The following is a 22861-nucleotide window of genomic DNA, read 5'->3' as shown; positions in this document are numbered from 1 at the left end:
GGGAGGTATATATTACAAGAAATGAACATTGAACAATTTGCGAAGTGCATATAAACACTTTTTACTGAAAAGTTTTCTATCCAGTTTGGATGTTCTTTTATTTACACATTAATACAGTCTTTTACTATTTATGAACAATTATATAGAAAAGTTTTAATTATTGGGGGAAAAGTATGGAGAAAAGTGAAGTAAGTTTATCGGGGGTTAAGTCTCAGAAATCAAATAAGAAAAAATTCAAAATCTCGATGCCTCATAGTTATGTCATTATGGGTATCATTCTTATCGTAGTTTCTTTATTAACATACATTATACCAGCTGGTGAATTTAAGCGAGTGGATGATCCAGTTACACAAAGACAAGTTGTGGTTCCAGGATCATATCAGCATGTTGAGCAATCTCCAGTCGGTATTTTTGATATAACTACTAGTATGTACGAAGGGATGTTACGGGGATCAGAAATTATTTTCTATGTCTTTTTTTCGTATGGCTTTATATTTATGCTTACGAAAACTGGTGCTTTCAATAGTGGAGTTGGAGCACTTGTTCGAAAGACGAAGGGAAAAGAGATACTAATTATACCTGTATTCATGGTTATGTTTGGCCTCATGGGAGCTACTTTTGGTATGTATGAAGAAAGCTATGGGTATATACCTCTAATGATGGGAATTATGATAGCACTTGGCTATGATGCAATTGTTGGTCTGGCGGTTGTCTATATAGGTGTAGCTACCGGATTCGCAGCAGCTTTGACCAATCCATTTACTATTGGAATTGCCCAAAGTATTGCTGATGTTCCCATGTTCTCTGGTATCGGTTTTCGTATGATTATTTTTATATGTTTCATGACATTATCTATTACCTATGTAATGCGTTATGCTAGAAAGATAAAGGCAAACCCTGAGAAGAGTGTTGTGAAAGATGTTAATTTTTCTTTTCTATCAAATGTAAGTTCAAACAACCTTGTAAATTTGGAATTTACAACTCGACATAAGATTAGCATCATTTTATTTGCACTTACAATTTGTACGCTTGTATTTGGAACAGCTAAATATCAATGGTATCTTAAGGAACTGGCAGGGGTTTTAATCATCGCGATGATAGTCATTGGATTAGTAAACAAAATGAATTTTAGTCAAATATCCGAAGTTTTTATTGAAGCTTGTAAAAATGCAACTTTTGGTGTCTTAATTATCGGTATGGCTAATGCTGTTTTAGTCGTTTTAGAAAATGGCCGTATAATTGATTCAATTGTTCATTATACTGCATCAACAATAGATGGAGTATCCCCTCATATTGCAGCATCGGCTATGTTGGTTTTACAAACAATATTGAATTTCTTTTTGTATTCGGCAAGTGCTCAGGCAGTGACATCTATGCCTATTATGGTCCCACTGGCGGATGTGCTTGAAGTAAATAGACAGATTGCAGTTTTAGCTTTTCAGTTGGGAGATGGATTCGCCAATATGATATGGCCAAATTCGGTTGCTGTAATATGTGGAATTGCATGTATTCCTATGGATCGTTGGTATAAATTTTTATGGCCACTTTTCCTATTTATATTTACTTTAGAAATATTATTTGTGATTATCGCAGTAGTTATTAACTTTGGACCATAAAAAACGAAAAGGGTGTGAGTAAAATGTATAATAGCTTGAAAGAATTAACGAAACATCCTGTGTTTCATTATTTTGCGGAGATATCTAATATCCCCCGTGGTTCGTCAAATGAAAAAGAGATCAGCGACTACCTAGTTCGTTTTGCAAGAGAACGTAATCTTGAAGTTATACAAGATGCAGCATTAAATGTAATTATTAAAAAACCTGCTACACCCGGATATGAAAACGTACCGACTGTAATTATTCAAGGGCACATGGATATGGTTTGTGAAAAAAACAAAGGCAACAATCATGATTTTAATAAAGATCCTTTACAATTAAGAATTGTGGGGGAAATGCTATATGCTACAGATACTACTTTAGGTGCGGATAATGGGGTTGCCGTCGCTTATTCCCTGGCTTTGTTGGATTCTTCTAACATTCCTCATCCTTCTCTTGAAGTACTTATTACGACGGAAGAAGAAACAACTATGAGAGGAGCCCATGCAGTCGACCCAGTTCATCTTGAAGGTAAATTGCTAATTAATGTTGATTCTGAGGAAGATAGAAAGTTGTTAGTTAGTAGTGCAGGTGGAGTTATTGTTACTCAAAAAATCCCTATTGTTTGGGACAATTCTCCGGAAAATGCTGTAACGTACAATTTGAGTATTTGTGGGCTACAGGGAGGACATTCTGGTATATCTATTGATAAAGGAAGAGGCAATGCCGTTAAATTATTAGGGAGAGTCCTATATGATCTATCAAATGAATTTTCTTACTTTATACAAGAAATTAATGGGGGCGTAAAAGTAAACTCCATTCCCCGTGAAGCACAAGTCATGATACAACTTCATCCAGATATAGTTGAAAAATTCTTTGTAAAAATAGAAATGTGGAATAGAATACTAAAAAATGAATTACGTATTTCCGATCCAGAAATAAATATCATACTTGAACCGATTGAAACTAATGTGGGAAAAGTTTTTTCAAAAACAACAAAGGAGAAAGCTATTGCTGCTCTCATGTTAATACCAAATGGTGTTCAAAGTAGAAGTACGGAAGTTGAAGGTCTAGTTGAGAGTTCAACAAATTTAGGAGTCGTTAATACATACGACACAGTGATAAAGTATGAAAGTGAAACAAGAAGTTCTATTAAAAGCCTAAAGGACTCAATAATTAATCAGGCACAGATAATCACTGGTATGCTTGGCGGTGATTTGTCTACGGATTCAGATTATCCAGAATGGCCATATCGTGCTGAATCAAAACTTAGAAACTTATTTGAAGAAGCTTATAAAGAAAAATATGGTACAGATATTGAAATCATTGCGGTACATGCCGGGATAGAATGTGGTATTTTAGTAGATAAAATTCCAGACTTAGATGCTATTTCTATTGGTCCTGATATATTTTATGTGCATACGCCGAATGAACATTTAAGTATTCCTTCAACATTAGAAAATTGGGAATACTTTCTTTACACTTTAAAAAAAATGAAAAATTATCATTGGTAAAACAAAGCTTTCTAATGGGCTTATCAAATGGATAGAGGTGAAGAAGGGGATTATATGGCTAAGTAATAAGGGGAGAGTACAACTATAAACACTATATATAATTTCTTTTATGTAAAATTTTTACTTTATAGTAAGCGGATAAATAGACAATAGTGTTATCTTTCAGTTTATCTACTAATGCCATATACCACAAAATATATTCATGGGAACAAAAGTTGGTGGAAATATATAGGGGTGGTCTTTATCACCAGGTGCAACATAGTGGATTTTAAAGTTTTCAGAGCCCTTTAAAGAAACTAATAAAGACCACTCCATGATGGGTGGTCTCAATCTTTATATAGGGTTACATGATGTGGAGAAAATTAAAAAAGACCATCTCTAATAGAGTGGTCAAAAATACTAACTTGTCTTACATTATAATGAAGTCGACTTACCTTTTTTCTCATCCATAATAAGGTCTTCTTCTCGTTGTGGGCGTGGGGCTTCAGTATATTCTTTGCGCCCATTAGGTTTTTTTGGGTCTGCTCCACTAGCAAATGATTGTTTTGTTGGCTCGTCTGTTGCAAACTCTGTATTTTTTTTATCGCGTTTCATGTCAACACCTCCTCAAGATATTATTTAACTTATCCTATAAAATATCCCTTGTTTATTTCTATTTCATCCTTAAAATTTCAGATCACCCCTAGATTATGTAAGGGAAATCTGTTAGGGAATTTCTGATGTTGGATGTTATATTAAATAATTGATTATTTAGAAAAAAATGAATTCGATAAGGTTAATTATGGAGCATTTACATATATTAAGGTAAAATAAACCAAGGGAAACATTTTAGAAAAGTACTGGCGCTTTCATTGGAGGTTGAACAGATGGATGAGAAGAAGAAGGGGAAATTACAAATCCTTGTAATAATTTTAATGATATTACTTTTGGTTGCAACGTTTGTTTTATTTTTCATAGGTAAATATATGGTGGCATTTATTTTATTTGGAATTTTTATGCTAATACTAAATTTTATTAGTAGCTGGAAAAACTTAGATAACGCAGATTACGTTTATAGAAAAATTCATAATAGTAACCAGAAGTGGTGATTACTAGACTTTGACCTTAGAAATGTTGCTATACTTATGTTACTTTTAGTGCTTATTTAGATATGTGAAAAGAGCAAAGAAGGAATCCTCACTTTATATGAAGAAATTGTGAGTTATAATATTCAACAACTACGGAGGTGCTTTTTTGCAAACATTTTTTAAATATAATTGGCTAGTTAGGGAAGACTGGTTTCGTTGGTGTGAAGAGTTGACTGATGAAGAACTTTTGCAAAACCGAACTGGTGGAATGGGCAGTATACTACACACACTTTTCCATATCATTGATGTTGAATGGAGTTGGATTCGTCTAATGCAAGGGAAAACTGATTTTCAGGAGAGCTTTGATGAATATAGTAGCTTGGAAAAGGTTCGTAAATTGGAAGCTGCATTTTATTTAGAAGTAGAAAGCTTTGTAAACCAATGGGATGACAGTATGGAAGAGCGTATACTTCATATTCCATTAGACGATGGTAGTATGGAGACACATACATGGGGTGAAATAATTCGTCATACCATTGCACATGAAATTCATCATATAGGACAATTATCAATTTGGGCAAGGGAGATGGGGAGAGCGCCTGTTTCTGCAAATTTAATCAGACGAGGTCTTTCTTCATCATTGAAAGATTCAGTAAGTGCTCAAATAAATATTGAAGCGTCTAAATAGAAAGATTCTATAGAAATGTATAAATGCTAGAAAACGATGTCATAGAATCTTGTTTATTAGTCTAAATAGTGTTCCAGAAAATCTTCCAATTCATTTGAATGGAAGATTTTTTGATGCCAAATGAGAAAAATTGCGGGGCAGATTTCATAAAGGTTAATTATGGCTTATAATACCCAGTAAATTTTAGTTAAAAACTCATGTTTACTGGGTATTTTTTGAACAATATTTAGGTTAATTAGAAATATTTATATGAAGAATAGCTAACAACTTGACAGAAGTTTAAATGGGGAGTACTATACATTGGTCGCAAAAAAAGCTATTGTAACGTAACATTTTATAAAGTGCAATACAGTACTTATCAGTATATATATCTAGATTTTAATTTAATCAGTAAAAGGTAGGTGCAAAAATGAAAAATCTAGTAAATAAAAAAGATAACCTATTACAAAACTTTTTAGGAATTTATATAGTAGCAGTATTAATGTTATGGATTAAAACATACATCTCTCAACTATCACAATTTGACTTAGGTGTAGAAGGAATCATTCAACAATTCCTTTTACTAATAAATCCACTAGGCTCAGCAATGCTATTTCTAGGATTTTCATTTATATTTAAAGGAAAAAGAAAATACACATCACTCGTTGTAGTTTACACATTGATGTCTATTGTCTTATATGCCAACATTGTTTATTACCGATTCTTTAGTGATTTCATTACATTACCTACACTTTCCCAAACGCAGAACTTTGGGGATTTAGGCGGCAGTGTTCTTTCTTTGCTAAAACCTTATGATATCTTATTCTTTGTGGATGTATTTGTTATGCTTTTTCTATTATTCTCTAAAAAAATCCTAAAAGATACGAAGCGTTTTGGCTATAAAAAAGGAATGGCAATCATTGCCTTTGCATTAGCGGTATCAGTCCTTAATTTAGGACTAGCTGAATCTAATCGTCCTCAACTTTTAACACGTGGGTTTGATAGAAACTATATTGTGAAATATCTAGGAATGTATAACTATACGATTTATGACTCAGTTGAAACGATGAAAGCATCTTCTCAGAGAGCTTTGGCTGATAGTAGTGATATTACAGAAGTAATTAACTATACAAAATCAAACTATGCCAAGCCGAATGCCCAATATTTTGGTGCAGCTAAGGGAATGAATGTTATCTATTTACATTTAGAATCATTCCAAAACTTTTTAATCGACTATAAATTAAACGGTGAAGAAGTAACACCATTTTTAAATTCATTAGCAAAAGATAAGAATACATTGTATTTTGATAATTTCTTCCATCAAACAGGTCAAGGGAAAACGTCTGATGCAGAATTTATGCTTGAAAACTCTTTATTTGGGTTACCTCAAGGATCAGCTTATATTACTAAAGCACAAAATTCGTATCAGGCAGCTCCAAGTATTTTAAAAGATTATGGTTATACATCAGCTGTATTCCATGGTAATAACGGAAGCTTTTGGAATAGAAATGTGATTTATAAATCATTTGGATTCGACAAATTCTTTGATGCGAGTTACTATAACACAGGTACTTCCGAGGACATGGCTGAATATGGTTTGTTAGATAAACCATTCTTTGAACAATCTCAAAGTCTTTTAAGCTCCTTACCACAACCTTTTTATACAAAATTAATTACGGTAGGAAATCACTATCCATACAAAATGAATCAAGATTTAGTGACAATTGATAAAGCCAATACGGGAGATGCAAGCGTTGATAATTATTTCCAAACAGCGCGTTATGCAGACGAAGCAATTCAACAGGTCTTCCAGCAATTAAAAGAATCAGGTTTATATGATCATTCAATGATTGTGCTTTATGGTGACCATTACGGTATTTCCGATAATCATAATAAAGCGATGGAACAAGTCATTGGAAAAGAGATTACACCATATGAAAGTGCTAATTTACAACGTGTACCATTATTTATACATGTTCCAGGCATACAAGGTGGTACCAACCATAGCTATGGTGGCCAAACAGACCTACTGCCAACGTTATTGCATTTACTAGGAATTGATTCACAACAATTTGTTCAATTTGGTTCAGACTTATTATCAGAAGAGCATGATGAAATTGTTCCATTTAGAAATGGCGATTTTGTCAGTCCTACTATTTATTCAATTAATGAAAAATATTATGATAATAAAACAGGCTTACCATTAGACGAGAGTCAATTAGAGGAAGCAAAGACGGTTAAAAATGAAGTAGATCATAAATTGGCGTTATCTGATAGAGTCGTAAATGGTGACTTATTGAGGTTCTATACGCCAACAGGTTATACGCCAGTTGATCCTTCTCAGTATAATTACTCTCCTGATGAGAATGTAGAGTCTAAATAATTTAAGGCAGTTCAAGGAATTGTGTACGATATCAAAGTCTATAGGATATCATACCATTACCTTGAATTGCTTTTTTATTGGTCATTTTGAATAAGTATGGCAATACCAAGATTTTATATTCTCCTTAAGGTTCAAATAGAAAATTGGACTAACTGAAAAAGCGATTCAAATCCTAATAGTAAGGGTTTGAATCGCTTTTATTAGTAAGGAGAGGAACAAACATGATGGTACTCATCATCCTTACTTATTTCTTTATAAAGAATAATATAGATGAAAAAAGGAAAGAAATAGGTGTAAATTTGAGGAGTTGATCGGGATGGAATTTTATAAAGACATAGTCATTTACTGTTATAGTTGTCGTAAAAAGACTGTGTTTACATGTAAAGATACACATGAAAAAAAGGGTGTCGATAGTCACTGTAGTGAATGTACAGGTATTTGGTTTGAATGGCAAAATCGAGCTGTCGAGAGAGAAATGGAGAAGTGGATTGCCTATAATAAAGACTTAGTAAATAATATAAACCACTGATCTATATTTTTACACAAGAGTTAAGTTGAATACACCTAAAAAGCGTATTATCAAGTAAGTACGATGAGGCGTTGAAAGTGCCATTTTCTTTTAAGGGAGTGGTTCTTTTTCTTTTGTATAGACAAAAGCTCTAGCTAGAATGAACAAAATTACTATTCCTTTATCTCATTTGATTAAGAGACGTGAATAATTGAATCTAAACCATGATTTTCCCGTATACATATTATTAGGATAATCAGGAGGGCATCATGGACGTTTATAAAAAGATTGCAATTATTGGGGGAACAGGTAAAGCGGGGCGTTACATTGCTTTTAAAGCATTAGAGAAAGGATATCACGTACGTATGCTTGTTAGAAACCCAGAAAAGTTAGTTTTCAGAGACAGTAGGATTGAGGTAATAGAAGGAAATGTACAAAAGATCGAGGATCTTCAAAAGCTATTAAAAGATTGTCAAATCGTTATCAATACTTTTGGTCAACCAATGAAAGAAAAACCAATTTATAGTAAAGTAACGGAAAATATATTGGGAGTCATGTCTGATTTACATATGGATCGTTATATTGGGGTAACGGGTGGATCTCTAACCATTGCTGGAGATACAAAGAGTATTATAAATAGAATAGGTGCAAAGATATTTGAAATTATTTATTCGAAAATGATGATGGATAAGAAAAAAGAATGGCATCTACTTAGCCATAATCAAGTAATCAAATGGACACTAATTAGACTTCCATTTATAGTAGAGGGAAATGAAGTAGGGTTCATAAAGGAAAATCTTAGAGATATGCCAGGTACAAAGATAACAAATCGGGATATAGCTACATTCATCATTAACCAAATAGAAAATCAAAAGTATGTACAAAAAGCACCATTTATCTCTAATTAATCTACTTTAAAGGAGAATGCCACTTATAGAGGGATAGGGTCAGCGCCTCAACTAAATGACTTTATCCCTTTTGAATGCTCCACAAAATTTTCCCTTGCCTCAATCGTATTGGTTCAAAAACTCAAATGATTTCCTTTTGAGTAGCTTTTAATTAAAACCTTCTCCAATAAACCTTCCAACCCCTCTCAACAACCAATAAATGATTCTAAATGGGAGGAAAAGCAGTTCTGGTATCCAACCAAGTACGTCAAGAAATAAGTCAATTAAAGAATATTGATCATTACGTCTCTTCTCTCTTCTTCTTGTGTTTTTCCTTTCTTGCAACCACTTCTTCACATTACTCGACCCCTTTTACAAAAAAAGTGCTGGCTTTCTTAAATAAGTTTACGATTCATGGCTTTAGTTGGTTTCATTTTTTAAAAATTTTATGATGTAAAAGCAGATATGGGGCGTAACTGGGAGTAAAAATGTTGGCTTATTATATTTCTTTAGTGATGTGTATTACCAAAAATGGGGAAATGGAAAATATAAAATTGAATAAGGCAAAGGGTATACAGATTTAAAAAGGGCCACTAGACTGGGAGTGACCCTTTTTGCTATGATGTATCGACATTATTATTCGCTCCCAATAATGAAGATCATCCCTTTTTCATGTTTTTCAATAAATATTAATATTCTTTTTGGACGAAAGCTGCTCCGACAATAATGAGAAGAATGAATAGCACAACGATTAAAACGAATGTTGAACTATTATTTTTACCGCCATAGTCCATACCACAACTCATGTTATAACCCCCGCTATAGTCGTTACCATAGCCTCCATAACAACAATTGAAATTACCCATATTTCCAAAGTATCCCATCAAGATCTCTCCTTTCTTTCAGTTTATTGTATGAATGCCGTTGAAAGAGAAAAGGGTATTCGTCTAATGAATCGTATTTACGTAATTTTAAAAGGGATCTTGGGTGAAGGATGCGTATTACTAAACACTTGATATGAATGAAACTAAAGGTTAGTTGTCAATCCACTCCATCATTATTGTCAATTTTTTGATGAATGATGGTGGAACAGGTTTGAAACAGTAAGTCTATGTTAATCCGTTTCTATTTTTAACTACAATCTGTTGTGGAAAGGAATCATTTATTTTTTTATTAAATAATGTGAGAGTTTTTTTTCATTCGCTCGTTATTACTTGTAGAGAAGAAAGGAGGTTTTCTAACTTCGTGTATTCATTAATTAATCAGCTACAAAAAAAGGAAGAACAAGCTTTAAGAGAAGTGATTAACAAATATGGAGGTTATGTTAAAGCCATAGTAGTGAAAGTGTTACAGCCCAATCAAACAGCTATTGAAGAATGTATCAACGATGTATTTCTAACCATTTGGCAAAAGAGTATTCAATTTACTGGCGATGAGATTGATTTTAAAAAATGGATTGGTGTTATCGCAAAATATAAAGCGATTGATACATATAGAAGTCTTCAAAATAAGCCTAAAACAGTCGAGTTACTTTCATCAATTTCAAATAGCAAGGATCTTCCAGAGAGAATTGTAGAACAAAGAGTACAAAAAGAGCAACTGTTTATCAGTATTTTAAATTTAAGTAAAAACGATCAGGAAATTTTTCTATTGAAATACTACTTAGGATATTCCAACGGAGAAATCGCAGAGATATTTGGTCTATCTAAATCAGCTGTTGAAAATCGTTTATATCGAGGTAAGTTAAAGTTAACAGAAGAGCTGGGAGGTATCTAAATGAACGAAAAGGATTTTATCGGAATAGATGTTGAAGAGATTGAACCAGTTGAATTATCTGATTGGGAAAAGTTTAATATTGAAAAAAGTGTTTTACGGTCATCTTCAAACAAGAAGTATGTATTTAAAAAATGGAAATGGGTTAGTATAGTCGCCATGCTCACATTCATTTTTACTAGTAGTAGCATTTGGCTACCTGTAGTGGCTAATCGAGTACCAATTGTACAGCAACTATTAAATAGCAATGATAATCCCCAATTACAAGTATTTAGTGATCATGCATCAATCATCAATCAAAAAGACGAAAGTAACGGAACCTCCATTGAAGTAGCTGAGGCTTTTTTCGATGGAACTGTTGTATCGGTTAGTTATGAAATGAAACATGAAGAATCGATAGATGATCCCCCTCTATTTTGGAAGGGTGATTTAGAAGTCAACGGAAACAAGTTAGACGTACTTAGTCATCAAATCATTAAAAAGAATGATGCTACTTGGATTGGTATGTTTACGGCGAGAATTTCAGACAAAGTAATTGATGAAACGATAAATGTACATTGGCGTCCCAAAGATTTTATAGGTATGAAAAATACGACTCTAGTAGAAGGAGATTGGGACTTTCAATTAGAACTTACACCAACCCAAGCCTATTCAAGAAAAGTAAATATACCATTTGGTAATGATCAATACCAGCTATTATATAATCAAATAACAGAGGGAAAATATATAACCACTCTTTATTTTGAGGGAAATCTTGACTGGGAGACAGAATTTTTAATGGTAGACATAGAAGATAATCTTGGAAATGTATATGAAAAAGTAGGAGCAACAACTATTAAAAGCGGTTCTGGGCGAGTAAATGGTTATGTTGAGGTTTTTATACCTGATTCTGATATTCGAACGCTAATCATTACACCAACTATAAGAATTGTTGACGAAAAAACATTAGAGCGGAAAGAGCTTGTTCCGCTCCCAAGTATTAATATTTCTCTAAAATGATATGGTCTGTTCCTACAACTTCTTTCCAAAGGCTGAAGGAATCAATTCATTGATGTAGTTTCAATGAATTATACAGGTTAGCATCTTTACCATTAGCTCATCTCACGCAGTATTCAATCAAGATAAGGCTATTAATTGTATATCTTTTAAGCTATTAAATTTTAATTCTTCCTTTTAGTACCAATAATCATAAAGCCTAATAATAAATATAGAAGACTGGCCGAAATGGAGCTATACAACAGGAATGTAATAGAAGTTGGTGCCCATACGTTAATAAATGTCCAATTTAAGCCGCCAAGTACTGTGTTAGGTGTGATAAATATTGCTGTCAGCATTGTCGCCACAAGTATAGTATGGGCAGATAATAACAATATTTTTTTGTAATTTAGCTTTGCCATACTACGTTGTTTTTTATAGAGGTTGCGTATATTCTGAACGAATAGATAACAGAAAATAATGCTGATTGCGATGATGATAGCACAGATGATTGTCACAATTTTATCTAGCTTTTGATAGCTGCTGATATGTTGCATGTCAATCGTTTTGCCCTCCCATAAATCCATGACACCTTGTCCAATCGCTGTTGTAGAGCTTGTATTCATATTGGCTAAAATAGCCACGCCAATTTGTTCGTCAGGTTGCATAATGAAATATGAGGAAAAGGTTGGATTCTCACCAGCATGGTAGATATATGACTTTGTGTCCTTTTTCACAACGGCCCAACCGTTTGCATAGTAAGTATTCGTATCAAAAGGCTCCACTGTTAGATCTGGAGTATGGGATTCTTGTATTAAATTGTTACTGATTGAGTAGATATCACTGTTTCCTAACTGTAATTTTAACCATCTGGCTATATCATTAGCGTTACTGATCAGATAACCAGCAGGGATATTGCCACGATAGATAGGTGGTATGTATCGCTGCTCTCTCATTAGACCTATTTTATAGCCAGAAGCCATATGTGTGGAATGTACTTGGTGAATCCCTACAAAAGATTGATTCATACCAACAGGTTGTAAAATTTTCTGTTGAATATACTGATCGAATGGCTGTTTTGCCACTTGTTCAATGACGAGTCCTAAGACATCATAGTTGATGGTTGCATATTCAAAAGAACTACCTGGTTGACGATTTAGAGATTGATCCAGCAGTGTTTTAACTGTTAATTCAAGGGCATTATCAGCTGTGCTTTCTGGGATTCGAGTAATGGAATTTGAGGGAATTCCGCTAGTATGAGACAATAGCTGCTGTATTGTCACAGCTTGATTTTCGCCTTTATAGGTTAATGATAACCAAGGGATATACTTTCGGACATCATCTGATCGTTTTAACAAACCTTGCTTTTCTAATTGTAAAATAGCGAGGCCTGTAAATGCTTTAGACGTCGAGCCTAGCTCAAAAAGGGTATTAGAGGTAACAGGCGTTTTTGTTTTTGTATCTGCAAAGCCAAAGCCCCTTTGATAGACGGTTTTCCCTTTATCAACAATAATTACTGAAATTCCTGGGATTTTACTAATGGTTTGCTGCTCCTCAATAAACTGATCAATTTTACTAATTGTATCATTTGATGCTGCGTGTCCAAATACGGGTGTGAAAGTAAAAAATACTAACATTACCATCAACATCACCGTTTTCTTCGTTAATAATGTCATGTTGTTTTTCTCCTTAGATCGTAATGTGCTTGTGACCATGATTTACTGTAACAAGAAAAATAAGGGTAAACCATCGATTAACATGACTATTTCAGGGATAACATGACAAAATTGTCATTTCAAAAAGGGCCACTCCTAAAACCAATAGGAGGGCCCTTGAAATTTTATTTAGTTTGTTCTGGCTCTGGAATAAAATCTTGGCCGTTAAATGTTAATTTAGATGCTGAGATGAGAATTTCTCTATTCGCTTCGTAGTAAGGATCTAAAATTTTGTAGAAGGCTTCCCATTGCTCGCCTGCTTTATCATCTTCACCCTTTTGTTCAAGGGCAACTGCTTCTTCATAGTGTTGTTTTAATTTTGCGTAATCCGCATTACTAATGCTGAATTCGATATCTGTCATATATTCCTCGAAGGGAACAGGTTTAAAGTGTGGGCGAAGTATTTCATAGAATTGATCCCATTTCTTCATGGCCAACTCTTCGTCTTTATCTTTTTCAGCTTTTTGTGCCTCTTCATAGAGCGTTTTAAGTTTTGCAAGTTCCTCTTTTGTTACATCTACGTTCATATCTGCCATGTACTCTTCAAAAGTTAATGGTGGATATAATTCTTGGTAATAAGGTTCAAGAATTGTAAAAATTTTATCAATGTTTTCTGATGCCTCATCCGTTTTATTTTCTTTTACATACTTAATCCAGTTACTATAAAGTGTTTTCAGCTGTTCTTTATCTTGCGCTTTGATAACGATATTTTTCTCAGCGAATGCAGCTTCATTGATAAACTCTTCAAATGGCTCAGGCTGCCAATTTGCTAATTCATAAGGTCTTGTGATGTTATCCATCGCCTCATAGATTCGTTCCATTTCCTCATAATTCTCTTCTTTTTCAGCCTTTTTCATGTCAGAAAAAAGTTTTTCTAGTTGGACTAATTCTTCTTTTGTTACTTCTTTAGGTAAGCTTTTTTTATACACGTCAAAGGTATAGAAATCTGAGTAATCTTTCACAAGACTACCCTCAACTAAAATTTCCTGCCCCTCCGCTAGCTTTAATTGCTCGATTTGCTTATCAGAGAAATTGTGCAAACCAATGTAATAGTTCTTTCCATCTGTTCCTTTAAGGGTAATGCTGCCGCCATCAAAATATTTAATGGTACCTGTTATTTTTTGTTCTATTTGAATTGTTACACTATTTGTTGTTTCAACAGCTGTTGCACCAGCTTGAAGCGGTGTTAAAACAGCCATCCCAAGTGTTAATGCTGAAGCTAATAGCCATGTTTTTTTAGCAGGTTTTTTCATATTTATCAATTCTCCTTTGGGTTAACTTCTGTTACCAATTATTAGACGCTTTACCAATTGAAAAAGTTTTAACTTTTTGAAAAAAATTTCAAGAAATTAAAGAGTGGAGGATTCATGATAAGGACTCACTGTTTTAGTATCTGAAGTCTTTGGAAAATAGCCATTATTGCAGCTTATACTATTTTAAGCTCTTTTCTCCTAATTGAAGATTTTAGGAGAGACGCTGTCATTCTAATGTTTAATCTCGTAAGATAGCTTGCAGACGCATCCGTTTAATCCAAGCTCTTCTACTGCTCATCCTGAAAATAGATTTTATAGAATTTGCGATTTGTTGCCTCATCATAGCCAACTTCAATTAATTCATCTATTTGGTCGATATGTTGAATATTTACTTGGATTTCAATATTGGAATCCAGTTTGATTTTACGTTTGTATTTCTTTTCAGCCTTTTCTAGCGCACTATCAGAAATGACAGTCTCATAGGGTTTGACCGAATTAATGATGATATCTTTTTGAGTAGTGTCCGCTTGCTCAAAAACAGTTTCAATATAATGATTTACCTGAAATTCCTCTTCATTTCTAAAGTAATCCAGTGTTTTATTCAAGAGCCCAAGTTTTTCTGTGCTTGTATAATTTTCTTCCTTTAAAATGAATTTTTTGCATTCTGTTAATGCTAAATTGGTTTTATAATAATGCTCATCCGCTGCCTTAATTTTTAAAAATCGTTCTTGCCAATAAACAATATCTTCCTTACGTTTTGTTTTAATATAAACAGCAGGAGATTGATCCTGTCCCATATCAACAATAATAGCCATATTATTAATTTTCTTAACGTTAATGCCATCCACGCCGTTCACGATCATTTGATTGTGTTCATTTTTCACATCTAAAAACATTTCTTTTTCATCAATTTTGACAATAGCGATAATCTTTTTTGCCTCATTTAATAGTAAACAATTTTCAAAGAGGCCAATAAACAGTTCTCCGCTTTTAATGTTAGGATGCTGTGACACACTATGTAAGTGCTTGGCAATATTTTGTGAATGTTCTAGGAAGTTACTTCCCTGTTCGAAAATAGCTCTCGAATACGTAAAAACTTCATTGAGTGTAATAGTGCTTTCATGGAAAAATTCATATTGCTGTTCCAAATCAATTTTACTAAAAGCGAGCTGTGTAAAGGCTGCTTCTAACATGACCTCAGGTTGTGTAAAAACTTCTTCTCCTAAAATAAGCGTCTCACTCAAAAAATGTAGACTATATTGTGCTAATTTACTTTCACTGACTTCTAGCATAAATTTCACCTTCTAATTTTTCATAGTAGCTAGTATACCATAAGCTAAAGATTGCTTTTATAAGTACCAGTACTCATTTGAGGCTGGTTTTTTATGATCACCGAATGTTAGTGTCTTGTTATGAAAGAATGTTGAGGATTGGAAGTTTAAAATACTGCTGCTTAGATAAAGATAAAAACATGTAGAGATACTCTGTACAAGTGTACTAAAGAGGGTGATCAATATGTGGGAAAAGGTGATTTCCTACATGCCACATTGGCAAGTTTTTTTACAAGGCTTTTTAGCATTTTTAATTCCATATTTAATTTATAAATTGTTTCATGTTTTTTTATTTGTTAATAAGAGCAATGGCAAAATTGAGATGAAAGAAAAAAGTGAAGAAGGTGAGAGGGTACACATCCCTGTTCAAAAAACGTTAGAGCAATTTACAGGGGATTATAATAAAGATCTTTTACAAATGAGGAAAGAACTTGGCCATAATTGGGATATTCATTTTAGAGAATTTCAAATAGGAAATACGGATAATCGTGCAGCAATCGTTTTTCTTAAGGGATTATGCGATAAAGAATTAATTGACAAACATATTTTGAAATCATTAATGAATGGACATACAGGAAAGTCGTCTGTTTTAAGAGGTCATGAACTACAACAATCAATTAGAAATGAAATCCTACCAGTGAGCGATCTGCTAGAGGAATCGAAAGTCATGAAAGCTGTTGGCAAAGTATTAACTGGTTCCACTGTATTAATTGTGGATGGCATACAGAATGTATTTATCATTGGCACGGCACATGGCAAAACTCGAAATCTTGAGGAGCCTGTTTCTGAAGCAATGGTACGTGGACCAAGGGTGGGCTTCACAGAAAAATTAAGTGTGAATACCTCTTTATTAAGGCAGCATGGTGAGAATCGAAATTTATCGATTATTGAGATGGAAGTAGGCGAACGTACGAAAAAAGAGTTGGTTTTAGCCTATATAGATGAAATTGTGCAGCCTAATCTCGTCAAAGAGGTGAAGGAACGAATTGAAACAATCCATTTGGATGATGTTGCTGAATCGGGATATATTGAGCAATTGATGGAGGATAATTACCTCAGTCCATTTTCGCAAGTGCAGAGTACCGAACGTCCTGATCGGGTTATTGCTGCGTTACTAGAGGGACGAGTCGCAATTCTTTTAGATGGAACGCCCTTTGTATTAATTGTGCCAGTCACGTTTAATATGCTACTGCAATCACCAGAAGATTACTATGAACGTTGGTTGTCGAGCTCTCTTATTCGCTTGCTTCGCTATTTTGCTGCAGGCATCTCTTTATTTGGCCCATCCCTGTACATTGCTTTTGTATCTTTTCATCAAGGTTTAATTCCCACTAAACTAGCGCTGTCCATGATGGCAACAAGGCAGGGAGTACCGTTCCCAGCTTTGATTGAAGCCCTCATTATGGAAGTCGCTATTGAGATATTACGAGAAGCAGGACTTCGTCTACCGAAGCCGATTGGTCCGACAATGGGGATCGTTGGGGGACTTGTTATTGGAGAAGCCGCCGTACAGGCAGGAATTGTTAGTCCGATCATGGTCATTGTGGTTGCATTAACAGCAATTTCCTCTTTTGCTATCCCTCAATATAATGCTGGTATCACGCTAAGAATGTTACGTTTTGTCGCGATGTTTTCCGCAGCTTTATTTGGACTATATGGCATCATTCTATTTTTCTTATTCCTTTGCAGTCATTTAGTAAAGCTAAAGAGCTTCGGTGTATCATATTTGAGCCCAACTATTCCGTATCGAGCAGGTGATTGGAAAGATTTTATGGTACGAATGCCGTTAAAGATGATGAAGCATCGTCCTAAATTGTTAAAGCCAAAAGATTCGGTCCGCAAAGGGGAATAAGAGAAAGGGAGCAAAACAGCCATGAACAGCAGTATGAAAGATAAAATAACGACGTCACAAGCAGTTGTTATTATTATTAACTATATTCTTGCCACTGGGATTCTTACTTTACCTCGTGCATCTGTTGAAAAAGTAAAAACGCCAGATGTTTGGATTAGTGTATTTTTAGGTGGTGTCGTTGCAATGATTGCAGGTGTAATCATTGTGAAGCTAAGCCAACAATACCCTGACAAAACATTTTATCAATATAATCAAGATATCATAGGGAAGTGGTTAGGCTGGTTTATAAGTGCGTGTGTAATTGCCTACTTTTTTACCATTTCTGCCTTTGAAGTTCGCATCATGGCTGAAGTAACCTCTCTCTTCTTATTAGAAGGGACCCCCACTTGGGCGATTATTTTGCCCTTTTTATGGGTTGGGCTTTACTTAATAAGCGGTGGCATCAATACAATCGCACGCTTATTTGAAATCATTTTTCCTATTACCTTTGTTATTTTTTTACTTGTGGCTTTTTTAAGCTTAGGGATTTTTGAAATTGATAATTTGAGACCAGTACTCGGTCTGGGCGTTGTTCCGATGTTAAAGGGAATAAAAACAGCGACCCTGGCATTTTTAGGGCCTGAAATTATGCTACTACTTGTGGCATTTATGTACCCATCTGATAAATCAAAAGCCGTAAAGGTTGTACTGGCGGGTATAGCCATACCTTTGCTCTTTTATGTCATCACAGTTGTGATGGTCATTGGTGCTCTATCTATTGAAGGTGTTATGACAAGGACTTGGCCAACGATTGAATTAATGCGAAGTTTTGAAATCCCTGGTTTAATTTTTGAACGCTTTGAGTCATTTCTTCTTGTAATTTGGATTATGCAAATCTTTGCTACCTTTACGATTACTTATTATGCCGCCACTTTAGGCTTAGCCCATCTGTTTAAGAAAAATATGCATCCTTTCTTATATGGATTACTGCCAATTATCTACATTATTGCGATGACACCTAAAAATATTAATGATCTTTTTACATTTGGCGATAAGATTGGTCATGCTGCATTAATTTTATTTGGTTTAGTACCGATAACCTTACTCCTTATTTCGAAATTGAAAGGAAAGAAAGCATGAAGCGAATACATTGTTGTGTACATTTACTTCTAGTTGCGACGGTAACCTTACTTCTTACTGGATGTTGGAGTAGTAAAGAGATTGAGGATTTAGGCCTTATTGTAGGTACATCATTGGATTTAGAAACGGGTGATGTTTCCTCTGAAGAGCAACAAGATGCTAGGTATGCAAACAGACAGTTGCTAACAATTACTAATCAATTTGTTACGTCAGAGACAACGGTTTCTGGAACAAAAGAGGGAGCATTGCCAGAAAAAGCGTATAAAAATGTTTCTGAGACAGGTGATGCGGTGTTACCAACTTTACGAAATATGCTGTTAAAGGTTGATAAACGTTCCTTTGCTGAACATTCCAAAGTAATCATTATTGGTGAGGACTTAGCTAGTACTATCAATCTCCAGCAAACGTTGGATTTTTTTCTAAGAGAATTAGAAATACGGCCGAGTGGACTGCTCTTTATTGCTCAGGATCAGGCAAGTCAGGTACTTGAAACAAATGAACCAACGAAAATTCCTGCCTTTCAATTAGTAGAAATGATGGAGGGACATGAAAGGACGACTAAAATTTTGCCTCCGATGACCGTAGCCAAACTAGAGGGGAAGTTGTATTCAGACTCTAGCTTTTTATTGCAAAATGTGAGTACGGAAAATGGAGAAGTAAAATTTGCAGGCGCTGCTATCATTGAAGGAAAAACCAAAAAGCTACGAGGATTTTTAAATGAGAGTGACCTAGAAGGAATTGCATGGATGTCTGGCGATGCGAAAGGTGGCCTTGTCAAAGGGTTTGATGAGGAGTCAGGAGCACCTATTGTGTATGAAATTATTTCAGCTAAAAGTAAAATTATTCCACATGTAAAGGGGGATCAAATCTCCTTTACGATAAAAATTCAATCAGAGGGAAGAATTGCTGAACATTGGGTTCTCTCAGATAAAGCATTTGACAATCAATTTTTGAAAAAAGCAGAGAAAGTATTTGAAAAAGAGATAGAGCGATTAGTGAGGAAAGCATTAGATAAAACGCAACATGAATTTCAAACAGATGTTTCTGGGTTTGGCAATAAACTTAGAATCGATTACCCGAAAGTATGGCAAAAAAGAAAAAAAGAATGGGATCAAACGTTTAGTGAGGTTCCTATTGCATGTGAAGTGAATGTTTCCATTAAGGATTATGGCACGTCAGGTGATTAACATCGTTAATCATCTTTTTTTCTGTCCATTTAGTTTATACTGGAATGAAAAGACATATAGTAGATATTCGAAAAGATGGGGGATAAAAGACATGCAATATACTATTCAATCAATCGCTACCGTTCGTAACAATAGGCAAATGATAAAAGATGATCATTGGGGAGAGATTATTTCAACTATTGAACTTGCTGATCATATCCTAGAGGCGTCCTTAAAAGGAATAGAAGATTTTTCTCATCTAGAAATTATTTTTTATTTTGATAAGGTTACAGACGATCAAATTCAATATGAGGCAAGACATCCGAGAAATAATCATGATTATCATGAGGTCGGCATTTTTGCACAAAGAGGTAAGAATAGACCTAATAAATTAGGAAGTACAATTGTTGCATTGTTAGAGGTCAAATCGAGAGGATTAATCGTTAAAGGGCTAGACGCCATAGATGGCACACCTATACTAGATATAAAGCCTGTAATGAAAGAATTTTTACCTAAAGAGGATGTTAAACAGCCAGTGTGGTCAATAGATTTAATGAAGGCCTACTGGGGGTAAGAAAGTTGTTAAAGCGAAGAAAATTGTGGATTTCTAAAAAAGGGGAGTAGCGTGCTCCCTAAGACAGGTTTTAGATAGCGATTATTTTGAAACCTATAATAGGGAGAATGTTTTACTGGTTGATGTAAAAGAATCACCCATTCAAAAAATTACAGGAGAAGGTATTCAAACGGCGGATAACCATTTTGATTTAGACATCATCATTTTTGCGACAGGCTATGATGGCATGACAGGGCCATTATTTAAGATTGATATCCGAGGAAGGAATGGCGTGACATTAAAGGAGAAATGGAAGGGTGGGGCAGCTGTTCAAACCTATCTTGGACTCACAACAGCAGGTTTTCCAAATTTATTTATGATTACGGGACCAGAAAGCCCTTCTGTCCTCGTAAACATGCCAATTGCAATTGAGCAGCATGTCGAATGGGTTGCCGAGTGTATGCAATACTTGCGTGAGCATGACATTGACCTTGTGGAACCAGCTTTAGAAGCAGAGGAAGCTTGGAGCAAACATTGTCAAGAGGTTGCTAATGCAACACTCTACGTCAAAGGTGATTCCTGGTATACGGGAGCCAATATTGAGGGCAAACCTCGAAGTTTTTTAATTTATCTAGGAGGATTTGATTATTACACAAAACATTGTAATGAGGTAGCTCAAAACAATTATGAAGGCTTTAAGTTAATGAAATTAAAATCAATATCATAGTTTGTGAGAGGGGAGCATATATCAATATGAGGCAACAAGTAGTCATTATTACAGGTGCTGGAAGTGGTATAGGAAGAGAGACTGCAAAATTGCTTGCCACTAAGGGAAAGGCATTAGTTTTAGTGGATTTTGATGAAAAAAGTGGACAAGACACACTACATGCTGTGAAGGAACATCAACAACAAGCAATTTTTGTCCAAGCTGATGTTTCACAAAGCAATGATGTCAAAAAATATGTTGACGCTGCAAAAGAAACATTTGGCAGGATTGATGCTTTTATCAATAATGCAGGTATTTTAAGCCCACCAACACTACTGGGGGATTTAGAAGAGAAGACGTTTGATAGAGTAATCTCAGTCAATCTTAAAGGGGCATTTCTCGGCTTAAATTATTAAAAGAAATGGAGCAACAGCAATCAGGTGTCATTGTGAATACATCCTCAGCAGCCGGTATACAGGGACAGCCCTATCTAGGTGGCTATGCGGCAAGTAAGCAAGGTGTAATTGGATTAACTAAAACGGCAGCCATGGAATATGGACCTAAAGGTATTCGAGTGAATGCAATTTGTCCTGGTGGCGTGAGGACAAACATGACAAAAGGATTGGCATCGAGTCCAGAAGAAAATGGACCATTACGTAGATTGGCAGACCCAACTGAAATCGCAAATGTAATCGCTTTCTTAATTTCGCAGGAAGCTTCTTATGTGAATGGCGCTGTCGTCACAATTGATGGCGGTTTAACATCGTAAAACATTTAAATAAGAGAGGAAGGATTTTAATGGAACATCGTATTGATTCAGAACTAAAAGAAACGTTAGCAATTTTTCCCTCATTAGATTTGGATAATGTACAAGCTACAAGAGAAGGAATGGCAGCCGTTGCTGTACCCACTCCAATAGAAGAGCACATTATAGTAGAAAATAAAGTCATTCAAGGGCCTGATGATAATCATTCTCTTCGTCTTCGTATTTATAAGTCAAAAGAGCAAAAGGAAATATACCCAGGCCTGCTATGGATTCATGGTGGTGGCTATGTCTTGGGAGCACCAGAGGGAGATGATGTGCTTTGTCAGCGCTTTGTCAATGAAGCGAATTGTGTTGTGGTATCTGTAGACTATCGGCTTGCACCTGAACATCCTTATCCTGCTCCTCTTGAAGATTGCTATGCAGCGTTAAAATGGGTAGCAGATCATGCGAGTGAATTAGGGATAGATCCTACCCGTTTAGGGATTGCTGGAGCAAGCGCTGGTGGTGGACTCACAGCTGCACTTGCATTACTTACGCGTGATCGAAATTATCCGAAGCTTAGTTTCCAAATGCCGCTCTATCCAATGATTGATGATCGCAATAATACCCCATCTTCATTAGAAATTACGGGACATATGATCTGGAACCACTCACTCAATCAAAAGGGATGGGAAATGTATTTGAATGGCGAAAATGGTAGCGACAATGTATCACCATATGCCGCAGCAGCTAGAGCGGATGATTTATCAGGTTTACCATTTACTTATACATGTGTTGGTCAACTTGATCCGTTTCGTGATGAGACTTTGCAATATGTAACCAAGCTATGTCAGGCTGGAGTAGATGTTGAATTCCACTTATACCCAGGCTGCTATCATGGTTTTGAGAGTATTGTTCCTACAGCTGCAGTCAGTCAAAGAGCTGTCAAAGAGTATGTAGAAGCTGCTAAATATGTGTTACATCGAAATATTTCAGTGCCTTTATAAAAAATTTACGAAAATCTCGAAACCATAATTTACTCAGGTTTCGGG

Annotated in this window: 23 protein-coding genes; 17 read left to right on the top strand and 6 right to left on the bottom strand. The window is 35.1% G+C overall.

What is annotated here, in order from left to right:
• Positions 1-173: 173 nt before the first annotated feature.
• Both HCH28_RS10625 and HCH28_RS10620 read left to right on the top strand, forming a co-directional pair.
• Positions 174-1616, top strand: coding sequence for a YfcC family protein (locus HCH28_RS10625; RefSeq protein WP_221680922.1), 1443 nt, complete (start codon positions 174-176; stop codon positions 1614-1616).
• 23 nt (positions 1617-1639) lie between these two features.
• Positions 1640-3109 (top strand): aminoacyl-histidine dipeptidase, encoded by a 1470-nt coding sequence (locus HCH28_RS10620; protein WP_221680921.1) that lies wholly within the window; start codon positions 1640-1642, stop codon positions 3107-3109.
• A 414-nt stretch (positions 3110-3523) separates the two neighbouring features.
• Here the strand turns inward: HCH28_RS10620 and HCH28_RS10615 are convergent, their stop codons facing one another.
• Entirely contained in the window at positions 3524-3703 is a 180-nt protein-coding gene (locus HCH28_RS10615; protein WP_048393711.1) for a hypothetical protein, read from the bottom strand.
• 272 nt (positions 3704-3975) lie between these two features.
• Between HCH28_RS10615 and HCH28_RS10610 the strand changes: the two genes are divergently transcribed.
• From HCH28_RS10610 to HCH28_RS10590, 5 genes are all read left to right on the top strand, one after another.
• Positions 3976-4197 (top strand): hypothetical protein, encoded by a 222-nt coding sequence (locus tag HCH28_RS10610; protein ID WP_221680920.1) that lies wholly within the window; start codon positions 3976-3978, stop codon positions 4195-4197.
• Positions 4198-4342: 145 nt separating this feature from the next.
• On the top strand, positions 4343-4864 hold the full coding sequence (locus HCH28_RS10605) for a DinB family protein (RefSeq protein ID WP_221680919.1): 522 nt from the start codon (positions 4343-4345) through the stop codon (positions 4862-4864).
• A 409-nt stretch (positions 4865-5273) separates the two neighbouring features.
• Complete coding sequence (gene ltaS / locus HCH28_RS10600) at positions 5274-7226, top strand: lipoteichoic acid synthase (protein WP_221680918.1); 1953 nt, start codon at positions 5274-5276, stop codon at positions 7224-7226.
• A gap of 316 nt (positions 7227-7542) precedes the next feature.
• Complete coding sequence (locus HCH28_RS10595; protein ID WP_112118074.1) at positions 7543-7755, top strand: hypothetical protein; 213 nt, start codon at positions 7543-7545, stop codon at positions 7753-7755.
• A 248-nt stretch (positions 7756-8003) separates the two neighbouring features.
• Complete coding sequence (locus HCH28_RS10590; RefSeq protein ID WP_221680917.1) at positions 8004-8642, top strand: NAD(P)H-binding protein; 639 nt, start codon at positions 8004-8006, stop codon at positions 8640-8642.
• A gap of 147 nt (positions 8643-8789) precedes the next feature.
• Here HCH28_RS10590 and HCH28_RS10585 read toward each other — a convergent pair whose 3' ends face one another.
• Both HCH28_RS10585 and HCH28_RS25420 read right to left on the bottom strand, forming a co-directional pair.
• On the bottom strand, positions 8790-8978 hold the full coding sequence (locus tag HCH28_RS10585; RefSeq protein ID WP_221680916.1) for a hypothetical protein: 189 nt from the start codon (positions 8976-8978) through the stop codon (positions 8790-8792).
• A gap of 332 nt (positions 8979-9310) precedes the next feature.
• Positions 9311-9505 (bottom strand): YjcZ family sporulation protein, encoded by a 195-nt coding sequence (locus HCH28_RS25420; RefSeq protein ID WP_004226543.1) that lies wholly within the window; start codon positions 9503-9505, stop codon positions 9311-9313.
• Between the two features lie 361 nt (positions 9506-9866).
• Between HCH28_RS25420 and HCH28_RS10575 the strand changes: the two genes are divergently transcribed.
• Positions 9867-10397 carry a sigma-70 family RNA polymerase sigma factor gene (locus HCH28_RS10575; protein ID WP_221680915.1) on the top strand — a complete coding sequence of 177 codons (531 nt, stop codon included), beginning with the start codon at positions 9867-9869 and terminating at the stop codon, positions 10395-10397.
• Positions 10398-11393 carry a DUF4179 domain-containing protein gene (locus tag HCH28_RS10570; protein ID WP_221680914.1) on the top strand — a complete coding sequence of 332 codons (996 nt, stop codon included), beginning with the start codon at positions 10398-10400 and terminating at the stop codon, positions 11391-11393.
• A gap of 161 nt (positions 11394-11554) precedes the next feature.
• On the opposite strand, the gene HCH28_RS10565 is transcribed toward HCH28_RS10570, so the two are convergent.
• The 3 genes from HCH28_RS10565 to HCH28_RS10555 form a co-directional block, all read right to left on the bottom strand.
• Positions 11555-13045, bottom strand: coding sequence for a serine hydrolase domain-containing protein (locus HCH28_RS10565; RefSeq protein WP_221680913.1), 1491 nt, complete (start codon positions 13043-13045; stop codon positions 11555-11557).
• A gap of 164 nt (positions 13046-13209) precedes the next feature.
• Positions 13210-14337: a hypothetical protein gene (locus HCH28_RS10560; RefSeq protein ID WP_221680912.1), complete on the bottom strand. Its 1128-nt coding sequence runs from the start codon at positions 14335-14337 to the stop codon at positions 13210-13212.
• 287 nt (positions 14338-14624) lie between these two features.
• The gene (locus HCH28_RS10555; protein WP_221680911.1) at positions 14625-15629 is read right to left on the bottom strand and encodes a nucleoid-associated protein; all 1005 of its coding nucleotides are present in this window, start codon (positions 15627-15629) and stop codon (positions 14625-14627) included.
• Positions 15630-15852: 223 nt separating this feature from the next.
• On the opposite strand from HCH28_RS10555, the gene HCH28_RS10550 reads away from it, so the two are divergent.
• From HCH28_RS10550 to HCH28_RS10520, 8 genes are all read left to right on the top strand, one after another.
• Positions 15853-17520, top strand: coding sequence for a spore germination protein (locus HCH28_RS10550; protein ID WP_221680910.1), 1668 nt, complete (start codon positions 15853-15855; stop codon positions 17518-17520).
• Between the two features lie 21 nt (positions 17521-17541).
• Positions 17542-18639, top strand: a complete 1098-nt coding sequence (locus HCH28_RS10545; protein ID WP_221680909.1) for a spore germination protein — start codon at positions 17542-17544, stop codon at positions 18637-18639.
• Positions 18636-19826 (top strand): Ger(x)C family spore germination protein, encoded by a 1191-nt coding sequence (locus HCH28_RS10540; protein WP_221680908.1) that lies wholly within the window; start codon positions 18636-18638, stop codon positions 19824-19826. Before HCH28_RS10545 ends, HCH28_RS10540 begins: the two co-directional genes overlap by 4 nt.
• 91 nt (positions 19827-19917) lie before the next feature.
• Positions 19918-20379: an SAM-dependent methyltransferase gene (locus HCH28_RS10535; protein WP_221680907.1), complete on the top strand. Its 462-nt coding sequence runs from the start codon at positions 19918-19920 to the stop codon at positions 20377-20379.
• Positions 20380-20650: 271 nt separating this feature from the next.
• Positions 20651-21085 carry a hypothetical protein gene (locus HCH28_RS10530; RefSeq protein ID WP_221680906.1) on the top strand — a complete coding sequence of 145 codons (435 nt, stop codon included), beginning with the start codon at positions 20651-20653 and terminating at the stop codon, positions 21083-21085.
• Between the two features lie 26 nt (positions 21086-21111).
• Positions 21112-21480, top strand: coding sequence for an SDR family NAD(P)-dependent oxidoreductase (locus HCH28_RS25415; RefSeq protein WP_370635376.1), 369 nt, complete (start codon positions 21112-21114; stop codon positions 21478-21480).
• A gap of 5 nt (positions 21481-21485) precedes the next feature.
• The gene (locus HCH28_RS25410; protein ID WP_306827455.1) at positions 21486-21833 is read left to right on the top strand and encodes an SDR family NAD(P)-dependent oxidoreductase; all 348 of its coding nucleotides are present in this window, start codon (positions 21486-21488) and stop codon (positions 21831-21833) included.
• A gap of 29 nt (positions 21834-21862) precedes the next feature.
• Positions 21863-22816 carry an alpha/beta hydrolase gene (locus tag HCH28_RS10520; protein WP_221680905.1) on the top strand — a complete coding sequence of 318 codons (954 nt, stop codon included), beginning with the start codon at positions 21863-21865 and terminating at the stop codon, positions 22814-22816.
• Positions 22817-22861 lie beyond the last annotated feature (45 nt).

The organism is Lysinibacillus sp. K60 (assembly GCF_019731275.1).
Classification (GTDB): domain Bacteria; phylum Bacillota; class Bacilli; order Bacillales_A; family Planococcaceae; genus Lysinibacillus; species Lysinibacillus capsici.
Note: the sequence above shows the minus strand (reverse complement) of the source record. Positions and strands in the feature narration are given on the sequence as shown.

Excerpts from the sequence above, each read along its gene's own strand:
- HCH28_RS10610 (WP_221680920.1), top strand. The coding sequence starts at position 3,976 with ATGGATGAGAAGAAGAAGGGGAAATTACAAATCCTTGTAATAATTTTA.
- HCH28_RS10595 (WP_112118074.1), top strand. The coding sequence starts at position 7,543 with ATGGAATTTTATAAAGACATAGTCATTTACTGTTATAGTTGTCGTAAA.
- HCH28_RS25410 (WP_306827455.1), top strand. The coding sequence starts at position 21,486 with ATGGAGCAACAGCAATCAGGTGTCATTGTGAATACATCCTCAGCAGCC.
- HCH28_RS10590 (WP_221680917.1), top strand. The coding sequence starts at position 8,004 with ATGGACGTTTATAAAAAGATTGCAATTATTGGGGGAACAGGTAAAGCG.
- HCH28_RS10565 (WP_221680913.1), bottom strand. The coding sequence starts at position 13,045 with ATGACATTATTAACGAAGAAAACGGTGATGTTGATGGTAATGTTAGTA.
- HCH28_RS10550 (WP_221680910.1), top strand. The coding sequence starts at position 15,853 with ATGTGGGAAAAGGTGATTTCCTACATGCCACATTGGCAAGTTTTTTTA.
- HCH28_RS10625 (WP_221680922.1), top strand. The coding sequence starts at position 174 with ATGGAGAAAAGTGAAGTAAGTTTATCGGGGGTTAAGTCTCAGAAATCA.
- HCH28_RS10555 (WP_221680911.1), bottom strand. The coding sequence starts at position 15,629 with ATGCTAGAAGTCAGTGAAAGTAAATTAGCACAATATAGTCTACATTTT.
- HCH28_RS10545 (WP_221680909.1), top strand. The coding sequence starts at position 17,542 with ATGAACAGCAGTATGAAAGATAAAATAACGACGTCACAAGCAGTTGTT.
- HCH28_RS10615 (WP_048393711.1), bottom strand. The coding sequence starts at position 3,703 with ATGAAACGCGATAAAAAAAATACAGAGTTTGCAACAGACGAGCCAACA.
- HCH28_RS10620 (WP_221680921.1), top strand. The coding sequence starts at position 1,640 with ATGTATAATAGCTTGAAAGAATTAACGAAACATCCTGTGTTTCATTAT.
- HCH28_RS10540 (WP_221680908.1), top strand. The coding sequence starts at position 18,636 with ATGAAGCGAATACATTGTTGTGTACATTTACTTCTAGTTGCGACGGTA.
- HCH28_RS25415 (WP_370635376.1), top strand. The coding sequence starts at position 21,112 with ATGAGGCAACAAGTAGTCATTATTACAGGTGCTGGAAGTGGTATAGGA.
- HCH28_RS10535 (WP_221680907.1), top strand. The coding sequence starts at position 19,918 with ATGCAATATACTATTCAATCAATCGCTACCGTTCGTAACAATAGGCAA.
- HCH28_RS10560 (WP_221680912.1), bottom strand. The coding sequence starts at position 14,337 with ATGAAAAAACCTGCTAAAAAAACATGGCTATTAGCTTCAGCATTAACA.
- HCH28_RS10570 (WP_221680914.1), top strand. The coding sequence starts at position 10,398 with ATGAACGAAAAGGATTTTATCGGAATAGATGTTGAAGAGATTGAACCA.
- ltaS (WP_221680918.1), top strand. The coding sequence starts at position 5,274 with ATGAAAAATCTAGTAAATAAAAAAGATAACCTATTACAAAACTTTTTA.
- HCH28_RS10520 (WP_221680905.1), top strand. The coding sequence starts at position 21,863 with ATGGAACATCGTATTGATTCAGAACTAAAAGAAACGTTAGCAATTTTT.
- HCH28_RS25420 (WP_004226543.1), bottom strand. The coding sequence starts at position 9,505 with ATGGGATACTTTGGAAATATGGGTAATTTCAATTGTTGTTATGGAGGC.